The organism is [Clostridium] ammoniilyticum, assembly GCF_025566905.1.
Classification (GTDB): domain Bacteria; phylum Bacillota_I; class Bacilli_A; order Erysipelotrichales; family Coprobacillaceae; genus Faecalibacillus; species Faecalibacillus intestinalis.
In genome coordinates this window covers 41091-57795 of sequence record NZ_JAOQJR010000005.1, presented here as the reverse complement: position 1 = coordinate 57795, position 16705 = coordinate 41091, and the positions used below count along the sequence as shown (strand labels likewise).

The following is a 16705-nucleotide window of genomic DNA, read 5'->3' as shown; positions in this document are numbered from 1 at the left end:
TAATAATTATTAAGTTTGTACATACTATTATAAGGAAAGAGGTGAAGTCATTGTTGAGAGAATTTGATGAACAAGCACAAAAGGCGATTGTGGTAGCTGAAAGTTTATCTTTTGATTTTGGTCATCAAAATGTTGGAAGTGAACATTTATTGCTTTCATTATTAAAGATTCATGATAATCAATTAAAAAGATTATTACAAAAATATGATGTCAATGATGCAGCAGTAGAAGAAGATATAAAAAGGTTGTTTGGCACAAATGATGATCAACCTTTTTATATGGAATATAGTCAAAGTGTAAAAAGAATATTAGAGAGAAGTATTGAATACGCTAAAGATAAAAATCAAGATCAAGTGACTTTAAATATCTTAATTATTTCTTTATTAAAAGAAAAAGAATCAGTTGCTTATGAAATATTACAAAAATATCATGTAGATGTAGAAGAAGTTATTTATTTGTTGCAGGAAAAATCTGCTTTTGAAACACCGTTGGATCAAATACCAACACTTGTCAATATTAATAAAAAAGTGAAGACTAAAAAATATAAAATTATTGGTAGAGAAAATGAAATTGATCAAGTATGTACTATTTTATCTAAAAAAGAAAAAAATAATGTTTTGATTATTGGTGAAGCGGGTGTAGGTAAGTCAGCTTTAGTAGAAAAATTAGCAATGATGATTAATCAAGGAAAAGTAGTAGATTCTTTGAAGAATAAGATTATTTATGAACTTTCTTTATCTTCACTGGTTGCGGGTACAAAGTATCGTGGTGAATTTGAAGAGAAGTTTAAAAAGATTATTGATAAAGTAAAAGACTTGGATAATGTGATTATTTTTATTGATGAAATTCATAATGTCATTGGGGCTGGTGGAGCTGAAGGGGCAATTGATGCTTCTAATATTTTAAAGCCTTATCTTGCTAGAAAAGATATGACGGTTGTTGGTGCTACAACTATTGATGAATATTATAAACATTTTGAAAAAGATCATGCAATGAATAGAAGGTTTTCTATTGTCACTTTAAAAGAAAATACAAAAGAGGAAACATTAGAGATATTAAAAGGAATTAAAGGTTATTATGAAAGTTATCATCAAATTAAAATAGATAATGTACTTTTAAAAGAATTAATAGAATTAGTAGATTGTCATATTAAAAATAGAACTTATCCTGATAAAGCAATTGATATCTTAGATTTATCATGTGTTAAAGCTAAATTTTATCATGAAAAAGAACTTACAAAGAATAGAATTGTAGAAACAATTGAAAAGTATTTAAATATTACAATTCATCATCAAATGGATTACCAAAAATTAGAAAAACAATTAAATAAAGATATTTTAGGTCAAGAAAAAGGAATTCATCAGATGATTGAAACATTTCAACATAAACAATTACCTATCTCCTTTTTTATTTATGGACCAACAAGTTGTGGTAAAACATTAACGGCTAAATCCTTAGCTAAATATCTAAATTATCATTATTTAAAATTAGATATGAATCATTATCAAGAAAGCCATTCCCTTTATAAACTTCTAGAAACATATCATGAACAACCAAGTCTTCTTTTATCAACTTTACAAAGTTATCCACATACTGTTTTATTATTAGATCATATTGATCAAGCATGTGAAGAAATTATTCATTTATTTTCACAAATCTTAGATGATGGTTATTATGAAGATCAAGCTAAAAGAAAGATTAGTTTTGAAAATGTTGTTTTTATAATGAGTCAAACATGTACGTCATGTTGTTGTATGGGATTTAAAAAAAGTAGACAAACTAAGTATTTAAAGCATGAATTGTTTGATAAGGTTGATCAAACAATTGAATATCAACCTTTATCTAAAGAAATAATAGAAAAAATTATTCATTTACGTGAACATATTTCTATTGAGAAAATACACAATTTATTAAAAGAGGAACATGTTCCGATTAATCTATCTAAAATGATGAAACAAATTAAACAAATGTCCTAAATAAGGGCATTTGTTGTATTTTATTTACACTAAATTTTATAAAATAATAATACTTTGAAAATAAAATACATTTCCTCTAACAACTCTAGTTTCATGATATAATGACAGTATAATAATCATGAAAATAATGGAGGAAGAAAAGATGACTATTAAATTACCTAAAGATTTCTTTTTTGGTGCAGCAATGTCAGGACCTCAAACAGAAGGTGCCTGGAATGTAGGTGGAAGATTACGTTCTTATTGGGATATGTATTCTGATCAAGAAATTAATGCTTTCTTTAATAATGTGGGATCATATGTTGGAAATGATATGTACCATAAATATGAAGAAGATATTAAATTATTAAAAAGTTTAAACTTTAAATCATTTAGAACTTCTATGCAATGGACACGTTTATTAGATCAAGATGGTAAATTAAATCCAGAAGGTGCCGCTTGGTATCATAAATTAATCGATTGTGCAAATGAAAATGGAATTGATATTTTCATGAACATGTATCATTTCGATATGCCTGAATATTTAGTAAAACGTGGTGGATGGCAAAATAGAGAAGTTGTTGAAGCTTATGCGAACTTTGTAAAGATTGCAATGGAAGAATTTGGAGATAAAGTAAAATATTGGTTTACTTTCAATGAACCTATTGTAGAACCAGAACAACAATTCTTACATGGTGTTTGGTATCCATATCAAAAAGATTTTAAACAATCAATCAACGTACAATATAATATTACATTAGCTCACTGTCTTGCAGTAGCAAACTTTAGAAAATTAAAAGCAGAAGGTAAACTTTGTGAAGGTGCTAAAATTGGTATGATCAACTGTTTTGCTCCACCTTATACAAAAGAAAATCCATCTTCTGAAGATTTAGAAGCCGTACGTATGACTGATGGATTACACAACAGATGGTGGTTAGACGTTGTTGCTCATGGACATTTACCACAAGATGTTTTAGATACTGTAGAAAACGATTGGAAAGTAGAAATCAATCGTCGTCCTGGAGATGAAGCTATCTTAGCTCAAGGTAAAGTAGATTGGTTAGGATTTAACTATTATCAACCAACACGTGTACAAGCACCTGATAGTAAGTTTGATGAAAATGGTTTACCATGTATTTCTAAACCTTATATTTGGCCTGAAAGAAAAATGAATGTATATCGTGGATGGGAAATTTATCCAAAGGGAATTTATGACTTTGGTATGAAAATTAAAAAGGAATGTCCTGATTTACCTTTCTTTATTTCTGAAAATGGAATGGGTGTTGAAGGTGAAGAAAAATATATGGATGAAAATGGAACAGTTCAAGATGATTATCGTATTGAATTTGTTAGAGATCATTTAGAATGGATTGCTAAAGCTATTGAAGATGGTGCTAACTGTTTAGGATATCATTATTGGGGTGTTATTGATAACTGGTCATGGTGTAACGCTTTTAAAAATAGATATGGGTTTATTCGTGTATGCTTAGATGATGGTTATAAACGTAAAGAAAAGAAATCAGCTGCATGGATTAGAGAAGTTGCTAGAACAAACGAATTTGAATAGTAATAAGGTGTCTACCAAGTGTAGGCACTTTTATTTTTGTCTATAAGAATGAAGTTAAATAAAACATGGAAGATATATTAAAAAGGCTAGAAAAGTATTACCATAAATACATCCGCGGGACATTAAATATAAATCAATTTATATTTAATGTTTTTTTTGCGGAAATTGGAGGTTTGAGCGCTTTTTCAAATGCGGAAATTGGAGGTTTGAGCGCTTTTTCAAATGCGGAAATTGGAGGTTTGATGATTGATACAAATGCGATTTTTGGATATACTATGTTTATAGGAGGTATAAATTCATGTTCAAAAGAAAAATATATAATAAAATTAAAGAATGGAAAGATACTTCACAAGGTAAAACAGCTTTATTGATAGAAGGGGCCAGACGTATAGGAAAGTCTACAGTTGTTGAGGAATTTGCTAGAAATGAGTACAAGAGTTACATTCTTATTGATTTTTCTATTGCTTCAAATGAAGTTAAAGAAATGTTTGAGGATATGTCAGATTTAAACTATTTCTTTCTACAATTACAGTTACATTATCATGTGGAACTTGAAAATAGAAATTCAGTTATTATTTTTGATGAAGTTCAGTTATGTCCAAAAGCAAGACAAGCTATTAAATTTTTAGTTAAAGATGGTCGTTATGATTATATAGAAACAGGTTCTCTTATTTCTATAAAGAAAAATGTAAAAGATATTTTAATTCCAAGTGAGGAAAGAAAACTTCAAATGCATCCAATGGATTATGAAGAATTTTTATGGGCTTTAGATGATAAAACAACAATGAGCTTGTTAAAAATGACTTTTGATAATAAAAAGAAATTAGGGGATCAATTAAATAGAAAACTTATGAGAAGTTTTAGACTTTATATGCTTGTTGGTGGTATGCCACAAGCTGTTAATGAATATATACAAACAAATAATTTTAAAAAGGTAGATGATATTAAAAGAGATATTATTAATCTTTATGAAGATGATTTTAGAAAAATTGATTCTACTGGAAGACTTGCACTTTTGTTTGAAGCGATTCCTTCCCAATTAAACAAAAATACGAAAGGTTTTCAGACAAAGAAAATATTAAATTCTTATAAAACAGAAGATACAACAATTCTAAGTTTAATATCAGAATTAAAAGATTCCAAAACAATATCAGTTGCTTATCATGCTAATAATCCTGAAATAGGTCTTTCTGCATATAAAGATTTAAATCTATTTAAACTTTATATGGCAGATACAGGCTTGTTTGTAACCTTACAATTTAAAGATAGAGATTTTACAGAAAATACAATTTATGAAAAATTACTTAATGATAAGTTATCTACAAATTTAGGATATCTTTATGAAAATGTTGTTGCTCAAATTCTAACAGCTAATGGACATGATTTATTTTATTATACTTTTAAAAATCTTGAACAAAAACGTAATTATGAAATTGATTTTATCATCTCTAAAAAGAATAAAATATGTCCAATAGAGGTTAAATCTTCAAATTATAAAAAACATACATCAATTGATGAATTTTATAAAAAATACTCATCAAGAATTTTAGAAAGATATATCATTCATACAAAAGATGTATCTAAAGATCAAGATATACTATGTTTACCAATTTATTTAACACAATTTATTTTATAAAAAATGATAATTTATGAGTGTATTTTGTAAAAGACTCACTATTTTTTGAAAAAACAGTGAGTTGTATGTATAGAAAATCACTAAATTTAAAAAAAAACAGTGAAAAATAATTAATAGATACTTTATTAATGAGATATTTTTCTCATCTAAAAATGAAAGAATATTAGCGGATTATATTTTAAAACATCCAGAAGATGTTTTAAAAATGTCATCTAAAGATCTTGGAAAAGCTTGTTTTGTTTCTACAGCAACGGTTTATCGTTTATGCGATGAATTAAATCTTGCGGGATTTTCTGACTTAAAAATAAAGATTACTAGCTCTTTAAATGATTATCTAAAAAGTAATGGAGACTTTAATTTTGATTTTCCTGTTAATCCTTATCAAACGCATTATGAAATTGTTCATAAAATCAAAGAAGATTATGAACAAACCCTTAATCTTACGGCTAATCTTTTTAGTTTAGATCAATTAAGACTCATTGCTTCCGCAATGAAAAAAGCTAAAGTGATTGATATTTATACGTCGGCAGGAAATATTAATTTTGCTTTAAATTTTCAATTTCAAATGAAAGAAATAGGAATTGATGTGAATGTTCCAATAGATGAATACCATCAAAGATTAACAGCAGCAAGTAGTAATCAAGAACATCTAGCAATCGTGATTACTTTTGGCGGAAGAGGTATTTTGTCAGATATACTACCTCGTATTTTAACTAAAACAAAAACCCCATCGTTTTAATATCTTCTTATGATTATAACTTTAAAGAAGTAGAGGCAGATTATCAATTATATATTTCACCTTATGAAAATCACTATAAAAAGATCTCTTCATTTTCAACAAGATTATCACTTCTTTATATTTTAGATGTTTTATATAAATGTTATTTTGAATTAGATTATCAAGAAAATATAGATAAGAAACTTATATATTATCATAATATTGTTGAAGGAAGTATTAAATGAGAAAAGAATTCTAAATAATAAATGTAAAAAGAGAATTTTTGAGAAAAAAATTCTTTTTTTTATCTCTAAATTCTTTCAAATAAAAAGATTTTCTATGATATTTCTAGGAGGGATTTTTATGAACGTAAAAGCAATTATGTGTGATATAGATGGAACACTTCTTTCAAGTGATGGAGTGGTTGCACCTAAAACAGTAGAAATGATTAAAAAAGCAAGAGAACAAAGAATATTATTTGGTTTATCAACAGGAAGAGATGTTAATAGTATTCAAACTTTATTAAAATCATGGGGAATTGATGGTTTAGTCGATATGATTGTAGGTACTGGTGGTGCTGAAATCTACGGCTATACTTTAGATCTTGAAAAAGCACAATATCCATTAGATGGAAGATTAATTAAAAGTATTATTAAACATTATGAAGATATGGATTGTAACTTTGCAATTCCTGAAGATGGGGTTTTATTTGTGCCTAAAGATGATGAACATATTCAAATGTTATCAAAGGCAGTTAAAATTCCTTATCAAGTGGTTAATTATGATGAATTCTTACAAAATTCAAAACCTAAACTAATTATTATTTGTAAACCAGAGGATATGGATAAAATCATTGAAAGATCAAAAACATTCCATAGTGATGAATTTAAATCATCATCTCTTAAAACAGCAAGTGTACTTTATGAATATATGGATCCAAGAGTCTCTAAAACAGCAGGACTTATTGAAATCTTAAAACTCCATCATATAGATCTAAAAGAAATTGTGACTTTTGGAGATGCTGATAATGTCTACGATATGACTTTACATGCCGGTGTTGGTGTCGTTATGGCTAATGGGAGTGATAAAACAAAAAGTGTGGCTGATTATATTGCTGATGATAATGATCATGATGGTATTGAAAAATTTATTTTAGGAGAACAAAAATGGGTAAAGTTATTTTTATTGATATTGATGGAACATTATTAGATTATGAAAACAAATTACCTGCTTCAGCCGATAGAGCTATCAAAGAAGCAAGAAAAAATGGACATCGTGTTTATATTTGTACAGGACGTAGTGAAGTCGAAGTTTATGATTATATTTGGGATATTGGTCTAGATGGGATGATTGGTGGAAATGGCTCTTATGTTAAAGATGAAGATACTGTTGTCATGCATCAATTGATTACCCTTGAACAATGTAAACATATTGTAGATTGGTGTCATTCTAGAAATTTAGAATTTTATCTAGAAAGTAATAATGGTTTATTTGCTTCTAAAAACTTTGAAGAAAAAGGAAATCCAGTGATTAAAGTATATTATCAAAGAAAAGAAAATGCCAGTGAACAAACTGTACGCACAGTTTTCCCTGAAATGATTTATGGTGGTGAACTATACCGAGATGATTGTAATAAAGTGAGCTTTATTTTAAATAGTTATCAAGATCATTTAGATTCAATTAAAGAATTTCCTGATTTAAAACCTGGTACTTGGGGTGGCGCTGGAGAAATTGCTTTATTTGGTGATTTAGGTGTTAAAGGCATTGATAAAGCGCATGCCATTGATGATGTATTAAATCTTTGTTAAAAGTTTTTGCACAAGCAAAAGCTTTTTTGTTTGACATCTTTTCTTTAATAGAGATATGCTTATGTTAAGTAGAGGGTAAAAAAATGGAAATAGAATTAATACAAGACGGTAAAGGCGTTGATTATAATAAGTATCGAGATGTAATAGAGAATGTGAAAGAATCTCTTTTTAGAAGAAATATGGGTAAAGAAACAAAGGAATGGATATATATAAGTAATTTTGTAGGTATTCTTTTTGATAAAAATCGTTTGATTTTATCTTTACCAAAATCAGTTATTATTAAAGAGGATGTTGATAAAGAAACGTTACTTTATAAATATGCAAGATTATTTGATTTATATTTTATGGTTAATGAAAAAAAGTGTGATTTGATAAATAAGTATGAGTCTATTGAAAATTGGTGTAATCAAGCAATAAAAGAAAATAAAACAACAACAATGACTCAAGAAATCATCACTTTTAAATTTGAAATGGTTTTTGAATGGATGATAGGAGAATTCTTTCATAATCAAATAAGTATTCAAAAAGGCGATGTTCTTTTTAATAGTCAATTATTAGATAAAGAAATAAATATTAATGATACAAAATATAATACTTATCATTGGAATGCGATAGGCAAACAAAAAAGAGATCATAAACAAAAACAAATTGTCAAAGAAAGAGAAAGTGTTTTTATCAATCAAAATAAAAAGAATATCCCAGATATCGTTTGTGAAAAAATCCTAGAAAATCCTAAATATGAAAGACCACAAAAAAGTTGTTGTATACTTGATGCTAAATATTATGGATGGGATTATGAAAAAGAAGCTTACTATTTACCAAGAAACCTAGACATTTATAAACAATTTTTCTATCAGGAACAATTTCAGCGTATTTATGAAAAGGAAAATGAGACGAATGTAGGTGTTTATAATTTTCTTGTGTTACCTGATTATCTAGGAGATACAAAGGATACAAAATGGGGAATTATAAGACAATGTGCGGTTATAGAATTTGATTATCATCAAAATCAAAAGATTGCTGTTTTACAAGTAGATATTGAGAAACTTGTGGATTTTATTTATAGTGGATTGGATATGAAAGAAGATGTACTTTCTGTTTTTTTAGGTAATAATCGTGTTGTACCGATGATTTATGGTAATGAAAAAGTCTAACTTTAAGCTAGACTTTTTATTTCCATAATTTTTCTGGATAAATACCTTGTTCAATAAGTTCATTAATAGAATCTTGGACTATCTGCTTATCTTCTGGATAAGTAACACCAAACCATTTATCAGTTGTTTCTAATACTTTTACTGAAGCTCTGTTTGTTTTAATTAATTGATCAACAATAATAGGTAATAAATATTCTTTAGTAAGTTCATCTCCACTATCATCTAATAAGAATTCTTTAAAACCATTTTCAAGATAATCAATAAAACAAGGATAACCAGCCCACATATTCATCGAAACGCGGTTATTTTCTTGAATGATGTCTTTGCTTTCTTCTGTATCACAATCAATTGCTCCTTGATTGTTTCTAATAATCCCTTTAGTTTCAATCACTCTATGTAAATAACCCGCTTCATCTTCTACACAAATACCACGAGTAACTGTTCCATTATCACTTAAAGTATTTTTTAAGATAAAACCAGCCATGGCCATGGTAAACTCACTATTTCTATGACTATCTTCAATTAAAAAATCATGAAGTTTTTTAAAAGCAACTTTTCCATAATAATCATCAGCATTAATAATGACAAAAGGTTCATTAACAATCCCTTTACAAGCTAAAATAGCTTGACCAGTTCCCCAAGGTTTTACTCTTCCTGTAGGTACACTACATCCTTCAGGAACATTATTAATTTCTTGGAAAACATATTCAACTTGAATGTGTTTTTCAATGCGATTACCAATAACTTCTTTAAATTCTTTTTCGATGTCTTTTCTAATAATAAAAACGACTTTATTAAAACCAGCTTCAAGAGCATCATAAATGGAATAATCCATAATGATTTCATCATGAGGACCAATTTTTGCAAGTTGTTTAATTCCTTTTCCATAGCGTGAACCAATTCCAGCCGCCATAATAATAAGTGTTGTATTCATAAAATTCTCCTTTGTCTAAGTTAGATTATATCATATTTCTAGAAATATCTATGTAAATTTTATTATTTTATCACGGTGTGATAAAATAATCATGAGGTGAAAAATATGAACTATAGTTTAATTCTTTTATGTGCTGGAAGTGGCAAAAGAACAGGTTTGAAATATAATAAAATTTTTTATAAAATAAATAATCAAACTGTTTATGAAATGAATATTTCTCATTTTTTAGAGGATAATAGATGTAAACAAATTATTGTTGTAACGAAAGAAAATGAAATAGATGATATAAGAACATTAGTTAATGATTCAAGAATTGAGTATGTTTTTGGTGGTAAAGAAAGACAAGATAGTGTTTATGAAGGTTTACAAAAAGTAAAAGAAAATCATGTCTTTATTCATGATGGAGCAAGACCTTATGTAAGTAAACAAAGTATTAATGATTTAGTTGAATGTTTAAAAACATATGATGCTGGGTTATTAATGGTTCCTTGTAAAGATACTATTAAAGAAGTTAAAGAGGGTATTGTTGTTAAAACTTTAAAAAGAGAAACTTTGATGCAGGCTCAAACACCACAAGTATTTAAAAGTGAAGATATTAAGGTGGCTTATCAAAAGGCAAAAGATGAAGGATATGTTGCGACTGATGATAGTCAATTATTTGAAAGATATATAGATAAGGATATTAAGGCAGTATTAGGAGATTATAGTAATTTAAAAATTACAACACAGGAAGATTTAAAATGAAAGGTAAGCATATTAGAAAAGAGAAAAAGAGTATAGTTTGGATTTTAATTGCTTTATTTGTTTTAATAGGAGTTATTTTTGGATATTTTCATTTTAAATCTGATGATCAAGAAGATTTAAGTCAATATGAAACAATTGTAGGAACAATTAAAAATGTGGGTGATGAAACATTATTGATAGAAACAAATGATCATCAAAAGTATTTAATTTCTATTGCGGGAGCAATAGAGTCTAATAAAGGTCTTATCAAAGGAAATAGAATATATATTTACTATGAAGGAACATTAGATATAAAAAATAAAGATATCCAAAGTATAAAAGTAAAATCATATAAAGTATTGGAGTAATAAACCTAGAACAATACCTATTAAAGAAGGTATTGTTTCTTTTTTATTTTCAATATTTATATTTTCTTTTTCATCTACTAACATCCATATAGAAACAAAAAACAAATCTACCCACATATCAAGATATTCAAAAGTCTTACCCACAATAAAAGTAAAAAATGTATATAAAATAGTTTTTAAATACTTTTTTAAATATTCTTTAAATAAGGGAGAATATTTAAAAAGTTTATTAAGATATTTTTGAATAAAAGAAAAATCATTTTTGATTAAATAATGAAATAAAATCATAAAAAATATCCAAAATAAAAATAATAGATAATTCATAATATCACCTCAATATAGCATATGAAAAAAATATGCCTATAAAGGGGTAAAATTACATAAAATAATCATTTTATTATTGCATAAAAGTAAACAATAAGATATAATGGACGAGCATGTAAAGATTATTTTACTGCCTGCTTACTAAAAAGTAAGCCAAAAGACCATAGGAGGTAAAAGAGATGAATAAATATGAAATTATGTTTATTGTAAAACCAGATGTTGAAGAAGAAGCTAGAAATACTTTAATTGAAAACTTCAAATCAATCTTAACTGCTAACGGTGGTTCAGTTGATAATGTCAACGAATGGGGATTACGTGATTTCGCTTACGAAATTAAAGATTACACAAAAGGTTACTATGTTGTAGTTGATGTAACTTGTGCACCAGCAGAAATCGCTGAATTCGAACGTTTATCAAGAATCAACGCTTCAGTTTTACGTCACTTAACTCTTCGTAAATAATTAGGAGGCATTTGACGATGATTAATAGAGTTGTTATGGTTGGTAGAATGACTCGTGATCCAGAACTTAGAAGAACTGGAAACGGGGCTGCAGTTACAAGTTTTACGTTAGCGTTAAATCGTAACTATAACTCTGCAGATGGGCAACAAGCTGATTATATTTCATGCGTTGTATGGAATAAAGTCGCTGAAAATGTTGCACAATATTGTGCAAAAGGATCTTTAGTAGGAGTTGAAGGTAGACTTCGTTCTAGATCTTATGATAATGCTCAAGGACAACGCGTATACGTTACAGAAGTTGTTTGTGACTCTGTTCAATTCTTAGAAACAAGAGCTCAAAGAGAAAGAAACCAAAGTTCTATGAACCAAGGTATGATGAATAATCAATATTCTCAACCTGCTCAACCACAAACAGATAATTTCCAAGATATGCAAACAGTTGAATTAGAAAAAGATTTTGATAATTCATTTAATATCATGGAAGACGATATTCAATTTTAGAAAAGGAGTATATGAACATGGCTTTTAAAAGACAAAGAATGGGTAGAAGAAAAGTTTGTTATTTTACAAAAAACAAAATTACTTACATCGATTATAAAGATGTTGAATTATTAAAAAGATTTGTTTCAGCTAACGGTAAAATCATTCCTAGACGTGTAACTGGAACTTCTGCTAAATATCAAAGACAATTAGCAGTAGCTATCAAACGTGCTAGACAAATGGGATTATTACCATACGTTGGTGAATAATTTTAAAGAGTATAATTATTTATAAAAAATAAAGCTCATAAATGCTAGAAAACATAGTGTTTATGAGCTTTTCGTATTTATTTTTAACATCCTCTCATACGCCATATTTGGTCTGTACAATCTTCGATAGTAAGAGAAGCTTTATTTTCAATGAAATTTAAAAAGTATTTTCATTTAAGTTTTCTTGTTCTAATGTTCCCATAATTCCAGCCATGCTGATACGATCAATGCCAAAATCATTCAATAAGTGAATTATTTTTCGTTGAGTTTCATTTATTTTTTTATGTTTTTTACCTCCTAACTCATTGCTAAATCTATCTAACCATTCCTCATAATTGTTGATTTTAGTATGGATGATAGGATCATAGTTTTCAATATAAATTTAAAACAAATAATAAAGAAAGTTGTTTTTGAATAGAGGACATTTCATAAAAGTCCTCCTAATATTATCTTTATATAGTACATATGTTGAATCTCCTTTCAACATATATATTCGCTAGAAAATAATAAACAAGAAGAATATAAAGAAGAAAAACCTGCCAAAAGAATCTATCAAAGATTAAAAGAAGTAAGTGAAGTAGACTATATACGCTTTGAATTAGAAGAAAAAGAAACACATATCTTTGATAGTAAAGTAGGTGGTGCTTATTATGTGCCTAGAGATCAAAATCTTCCAGTAAATCAAAAAACGGGAGCACCTTTATATTTATTAGCACAAATAAATTTTGAACAAATACCTCATATAAAAGATTTTCCAGAAAAAGGATTACTTCAAATCTTTATTAGTGGAGATGATGGCGTTTATGGATTAGACTTTGATAATGAATATAGTCAATCAGGGTGGTGTTTACGTTATTTAGAAGAAGTACCAAAATTAGTAGATGAATCAAGTATTTATAAGTTTCAATATAGCGAAGATACAGAACTTCCATTAGAAAAAGATACAACTTTTTTATTAAAGGCTCATTTAGATAAACAAGTCATCACAATGAATGATATTCACTTTGATAAAGTTGTTGATACTTATTTAGATGAAAACTTAAAAGAAGTCATGCAAGATGATGAGGTAATGGATGAATTAAATGATTTGTTTATCTTGATTCCTTGTCAAATAGGAGGATATCCTTTCTTCACACAATATGATCCTCGTCAAGAAGATAGTAATGAAGTATTGTTATTTCAACTTGATTCACAAGATCATATTTTATGGGGCGATTCAGGTGTCGGTAATTTCTTTATTTCAAAAGAAGATTTAAAAAATAAAGATTTTAGTCATGTTCGCTATTATTGGGATTGTTATTAGATGCATATTGTTTGCTTAATAGAGAAAAATAGTTTATATTATAAATAGGAATAATTACTATTTATAGAAAAGAGGAAAAGGCTATGAATCAAAAATTTTATATTTGTAAACACTGTGGAAATGTGATTGAAAAAGTAGAAGATAAAGGAGTCCCTGTGGTATGTTGTGGCGAAGTTATGAAAGAGCTTCAAGCAGGAATTGAAGATGCTGCATTTGAAAAACATATTCCTGTTTATACAGTGGAAGGTGATACCGTTCATGTATTTGTTGGAGAAGTAGAACATCCAATGACAGCAGAACATTGGATTGAATGGGTTTCTTTGAAAACAGATAAAGGTATTCAAAGAAAATATCTAAAACCAGGAGAAAAACCAAGTGTTGATTTTAAAATCTTAGAAGGTGAAGAAGTAGAAGAAGTGTATGCTTACTGTAATCTTCATGGATTATGGAAAAAATAATGAAGCTATAAAAAGACCAAAAATGGTCTTTTTATATGTATTCTATTAACAGTTCAATTATAATTATCATTTGATAAATAGTTTTTAGTATATTAATTCTTAATAACATCTAAATAGATAATGGTAAGCTTGTTGTTCAATTTATGACATATGCTTATATACCAAATGTTATTATTCAAATGATTATGACTTTTTTAACAAAATCAGTTACAACAATGGCATTTATTATGATTAATATGAAAGTTATTGCAACTATTATTGATGGAACGCACCAAATGAGTGCTTTATCAATTGTTTCAACATTCAAAAGTTTTAGTTCGATTATTTTCCAAGCTATTGCAGGTTATTTGATTGATTTATATTCATATCAATTTTTCTTTGGTTTCCTTTTTATTTGTGCAACCGTTGGTTTAGTATTATGTATGCTTTATAAAATACCAAGTGGGAATGAACATCGTTTATTTGATTAAAAAGAGCTTCGAATTGAAGCTCTTTAAAATGGATCCTGTAAAACGGACACAAGAAAAAAAGTACTTTAGTGCTTAGTCCAGTAACAAAATGTCAATAGTTTTTTAATCACTTTTTCAAAAAAAGGCAAAAAAAGAGCGTATAGATTATCTCCATACGCTCTAAACGGGAAGTTGTAAATATCATTTTACATTTTTATATGAAATCACAATATGACTTGGTGCAAATAATACTGATGCAATAATCAATAGCACTGACCTACTCATAATCCCACTAAACAAGAACAACATTGAAGGAATAATAGAAAGTGCTAATGCTCTGAAAACGCTGTTTTTCTTAAAACATATAATCCAAATAGCACAATAAAGCATTACCAATATGGTATCTACAATCAAATATAGTACAAATGCTTCGTCAGACCACCACCCGAACCAAGTTCCCGGAATATTGATTATCATGAATCCGAAACAACCCAATCTCCCTACTTGTTCTGTGACCTCAACATATTTATTGTTCCACTTATTATCAAATCCATCTTTGCACTTAATCGCAAATACAACATTGGGTATCATAATGACTGCAATAAAAATCAGCCCAAAAACATTAAACCATTCCATATTATCTACCATCACAATCTTCGATTTTCTCAATTCTCCAAACTTGAATTTTCAAATTAGTCTTTGCAAATAACCTTTGAACCTTCACCGTCAATTACAATTCCTTGACGGTTGTTAATTGGGTATAGATTCAAATCCGAAAACTCAGTCATTATTTTCTCGGTAACTTTCTTAAATGGTGCTGTAAGATAATGCGGAAGAACATAGAAATCAATCAAATCAAGCCCTGCATCATCTTCTTGTGAGTAGTCCTTCGGCTTTTCATCCATTTGCTGGATATATTGGATGCTTGGAGCGCATATAATTGCGCCTGCCGACTCGCCGATCATCAATTTTCCATTTGCCAATTCCTTTTTCAGCAGCCCATCAGTTCCCGTTTTACGGAGCCAGTCCATAAGAAAAAAAGAATTTCCGCCGGTAAAATATATCACATCTGAATCTTCAAAAACAGACTGTATCGTTGAATAAGCCTCCGTTGAAATATCAATTTCAGTTACGATTGCTCCCAACTTTTTGAATAATTTTCGAGCCGAGCCGACATAACCGGTGTAGCCTTCACGCAGTGAAGCTGTTGGAATAAATGCGACTTTCTTATTTTCAATTTCTTCCTTTATCAGACTTCCTACACTTGAAAAATGCGAACATAAAAATAGTTTCATCAATATTCTCCTTTATAAATTCCGATTTGTTACTCACAGGATATCATATTTTTTCTTCAATTACATCCACCTAATTTTAATACACTGCCTGTCGACTTGCTTCTGTAACCAGCATCCAGTTTCGTAGGCTACCTATATATATTCTTTTCATTTTTACTTGCAAAAAGCCTTGTGATCGCAGCACTTTTTTATCGTAAAAAGCGTTGATAATCCAGAATTACGCTTCCAATTGAAGATGGAGATTTAGAAATTATTAAAGAAGGTACGGTTGAATTCTTATCATTCTCTTACTATATGTCACAAGTTGTAGCTTCTAATCCAGAAGATTATGAAGGAGCAGGTGGTGGAAACTTATCGCTTGGTATTTAAGTGCATCTGACTGGGGATGGAAAATTGATCCAACAGGACTTAGAAATGCATTAAACAGACTCTATGATCGTTATCAAATGCCATTATTTGTTGTAGAAAACGGTTTAGGAGCATTTGATACAATTGAAGAAGACGGATCAATTCATGATACTTATAGAATCAATTATTTAAGAGATCATATTAAAGCTATGGATGCAGCTGTTAATGAAGATGGTGTTGACTTAATGGGATATACTATGTGGGGATGTGTTGATTTAGTTTCAGCTTCTACAGGAGAAACAGCAAAACGTTATGGTTTTGTTCATGTTGATAAATACGATGATGGTACTGGAGATTTATCAAGAAGAAGAAAAGATTCATTCTATTGGTATAAAAAAGTAATAGAATCTCATGGAACTGATTTAGATTAAAAAATAACCCGTGGGTCATAAGACTTAC

20 protein-coding genes and 1 pseudogene are annotated in these 16705 nt (G+C 28.5%); 17 read left to right on the top strand and 4 right to left on the bottom strand.

The window, feature by feature from the left end:
• The first annotated feature begins 53 nt into the window (after positions 1-53).
• The 8 genes from OCV55_RS06260 (at position 54) to OCV55_RS06225 (ending at position 8835) form a co-directional block, all read left to right on the top strand.
• Positions 54-1976 carry an AAA family ATPase gene (locus OCV55_RS06260; RefSeq protein WP_147580128.1) on the top strand — a complete coding sequence of 641 codons (1923 nt, stop codon included), beginning with the start codon at positions 54-56 and terminating at the stop codon, positions 1974-1976.
• Positions 1977-2118: 142 nt separating this feature from the next.
• On the top strand, positions 2119-3519 hold the full coding sequence (locus tag OCV55_RS06255; protein ID WP_147580127.1) for a glycoside hydrolase family 1 protein: 1401 nt from the start codon (positions 2119-2121) through the stop codon (positions 3517-3519).
• 65 nt (positions 3520-3584) lie between these two features.
• The gene (locus tag OCV55_RS06250) at positions 3585-3890 is read left to right on the top strand and encodes a hypothetical protein (RefSeq protein WP_267309840.1); all 306 of its coding nucleotides are present in this window, start codon (positions 3585-3587) and stop codon (positions 3888-3890) included.
• A complete protein-coding gene (locus tag OCV55_RS06245; RefSeq protein ID WP_147580126.1) occupies positions 3818-5155 on the top strand; it encodes an ATP-binding protein in 1338 nt (445 codons plus the stop codon). The genes OCV55_RS06250 and OCV55_RS06245 overlap by 73 nt, the downstream gene beginning before the upstream one ends.
• Before the next feature lie 205 nt (positions 5156-5360).
• Complete coding sequence (locus OCV55_RS06240) at positions 5361-5894, top strand: MurR/RpiR family transcriptional regulator (protein WP_267309839.1); 534 nt, start codon at positions 5361-5363, stop codon at positions 5892-5894.
• A gap of 342 nt (positions 5895-6236) precedes the next feature.
• Entirely contained in the window at positions 6237-7082 is an 846-nt protein-coding gene (locus OCV55_RS06235) for a Cof-type HAD-IIB family hydrolase (protein WP_147580125.1), read from the top strand.
• Positions 7040-7681, top strand: coding sequence for an HAD hydrolase family protein (locus tag OCV55_RS06230; protein WP_267309838.1), 642 nt, complete (start codon positions 7040-7042; stop codon positions 7679-7681). The genes OCV55_RS06235 and OCV55_RS06230 overlap by 43 nt, the downstream gene beginning before the upstream one ends.
• Positions 7682-7764: 83 nt before the next feature.
• Complete coding sequence (locus OCV55_RS06225) at positions 7765-8835, top strand: hypothetical protein (RefSeq protein WP_147580124.1); 1071 nt, start codon at positions 7765-7767, stop codon at positions 8833-8835.
• 16 nt (positions 8836-8851) lie between these two features.
• On the opposite strand, the gene OCV55_RS06220 is transcribed toward OCV55_RS06225, so the two are convergent.
• On the bottom strand, positions 8852-9769 hold the full coding sequence (locus OCV55_RS06220) for a nucleotidyltransferase family protein (RefSeq protein ID WP_147580123.1): 918 nt from the start codon (positions 9767-9769) through the stop codon (positions 8852-8854).
• Between the two features lie 105 nt (positions 9770-9874).
• On the opposite strand from OCV55_RS06220, the gene ispD reads away from it, so the two are divergent.
• Together ispD and OCV55_RS06210 are read left to right on the top strand one after the other, a co-directional pair.
• Positions 9875-10513: a 2-C-methyl-D-erythritol 4-phosphate cytidylyltransferase gene (gene ispD, locus OCV55_RS06215; RefSeq protein ID WP_032091009.1), complete on the top strand. Its 639-nt coding sequence runs from the start codon at positions 9875-9877 to the stop codon at positions 10511-10513.
• Entirely contained in the window at positions 10510-10860 is a 351-nt protein-coding gene (locus tag OCV55_RS06210; RefSeq protein ID WP_032091008.1) for a hypothetical protein, read from the top strand. Before ispD ends, OCV55_RS06210 begins: the two co-directional genes overlap by 4 nt.
• On the opposite strand, the gene OCV55_RS06205 is transcribed toward OCV55_RS06210, so the two are convergent.
• Positions 10840-11184, bottom strand: coding sequence for a hypothetical protein (locus OCV55_RS06205; RefSeq protein ID WP_147580122.1), 345 nt, complete (start codon positions 11182-11184; stop codon positions 10840-10842). The genes OCV55_RS06210 and OCV55_RS06205 overlap by 21 nt on opposite strands.
• Positions 11185-11363: 179 nt before the next feature.
• On the opposite strand from OCV55_RS06205, the gene rpsF reads away from it, so the two are divergent.
• The 6 genes from rpsF to OCV55_RS06175 all read left to right on the top strand — a co-directional run bounded on the left by rpsF (position 11364) and on the right by OCV55_RS06175 (position 14624).
• The gene (gene rpsF, locus OCV55_RS06200; RefSeq protein WP_022001178.1) at positions 11364-11645 is read left to right on the top strand and encodes a 30S ribosomal protein S6; all 282 of its coding nucleotides are present in this window, start codon (positions 11364-11366) and stop codon (positions 11643-11645) included.
• Between the two features lie 17 nt (positions 11646-11662).
• On the top strand, positions 11663-12145 hold the full coding sequence (ssb, locus tag OCV55_RS06195; RefSeq protein ID WP_022001179.1) for a single-stranded DNA-binding protein: 483 nt from the start codon (positions 11663-11665) through the stop codon (positions 12143-12145).
• Between the two features lie 17 nt (positions 12146-12162).
• Positions 12163-12393: a 30S ribosomal protein S18 gene (gene rpsR / locus OCV55_RS06190; protein WP_032091007.1), complete on the top strand. Its 231-nt coding sequence runs from the start codon at positions 12163-12165 to the stop codon at positions 12391-12393.
• Positions 12394-12865: 472 nt separating this feature from the next.
• On the top strand, positions 12866-13696 hold the full coding sequence (locus OCV55_RS06185; protein ID WP_147580121.1) for a YwqG family protein: 831 nt from the start codon (positions 12866-12868) through the stop codon (positions 13694-13696).
• A gap of 83 nt (positions 13697-13779) precedes the next feature.
• Complete coding sequence (locus tag OCV55_RS06180) at positions 13780-14154, top strand: desulfoferrodoxin family protein (protein ID WP_117871168.1); 375 nt, start codon at positions 13780-13782, stop codon at positions 14152-14154.
• A gap of 143 nt (positions 14155-14297) precedes the next feature.
• Positions 14298-14624 (top strand): hypothetical protein, encoded by a 327-nt coding sequence (locus OCV55_RS06175; protein WP_147580120.1) that lies wholly within the window; start codon positions 14298-14300, stop codon positions 14622-14624.
• A 180-nt stretch (positions 14625-14804) separates the two neighbouring features.
• Here the strand turns inward: OCV55_RS06175 and OCV55_RS06170 are convergent, their stop codons facing one another.
• Both OCV55_RS06170 and OCV55_RS06165 read right to left on the bottom strand, forming a co-directional pair.
• Positions 14805-15251, bottom strand: a complete 447-nt coding sequence (locus OCV55_RS06170; RefSeq protein ID WP_004612402.1) for a hypothetical protein — start codon at positions 15249-15251, stop codon at positions 14805-14807.
• A 44-nt stretch (positions 15252-15295) separates the two neighbouring features.
• Complete coding sequence (locus tag OCV55_RS06165) at positions 15296-15898, bottom strand: Type 1 glutamine amidotransferase-like domain-containing protein (protein ID WP_147580119.1); 603 nt, start codon at positions 15896-15898, stop codon at positions 15296-15298.
• Positions 15899-16260: 362 nt separating this feature from the next.
• On the opposite strand from OCV55_RS06165, the pseudogene OCV55_RS06160 reads away from it, so the two are divergent.
• Positions 16261-16677 (top strand): annotated as a pseudogene (locus tag OCV55_RS06160) (family 1 glycosylhydrolase); the annotation flags it as partial.
• Positions 16678-16705: the final 28 nt, after the last annotated feature.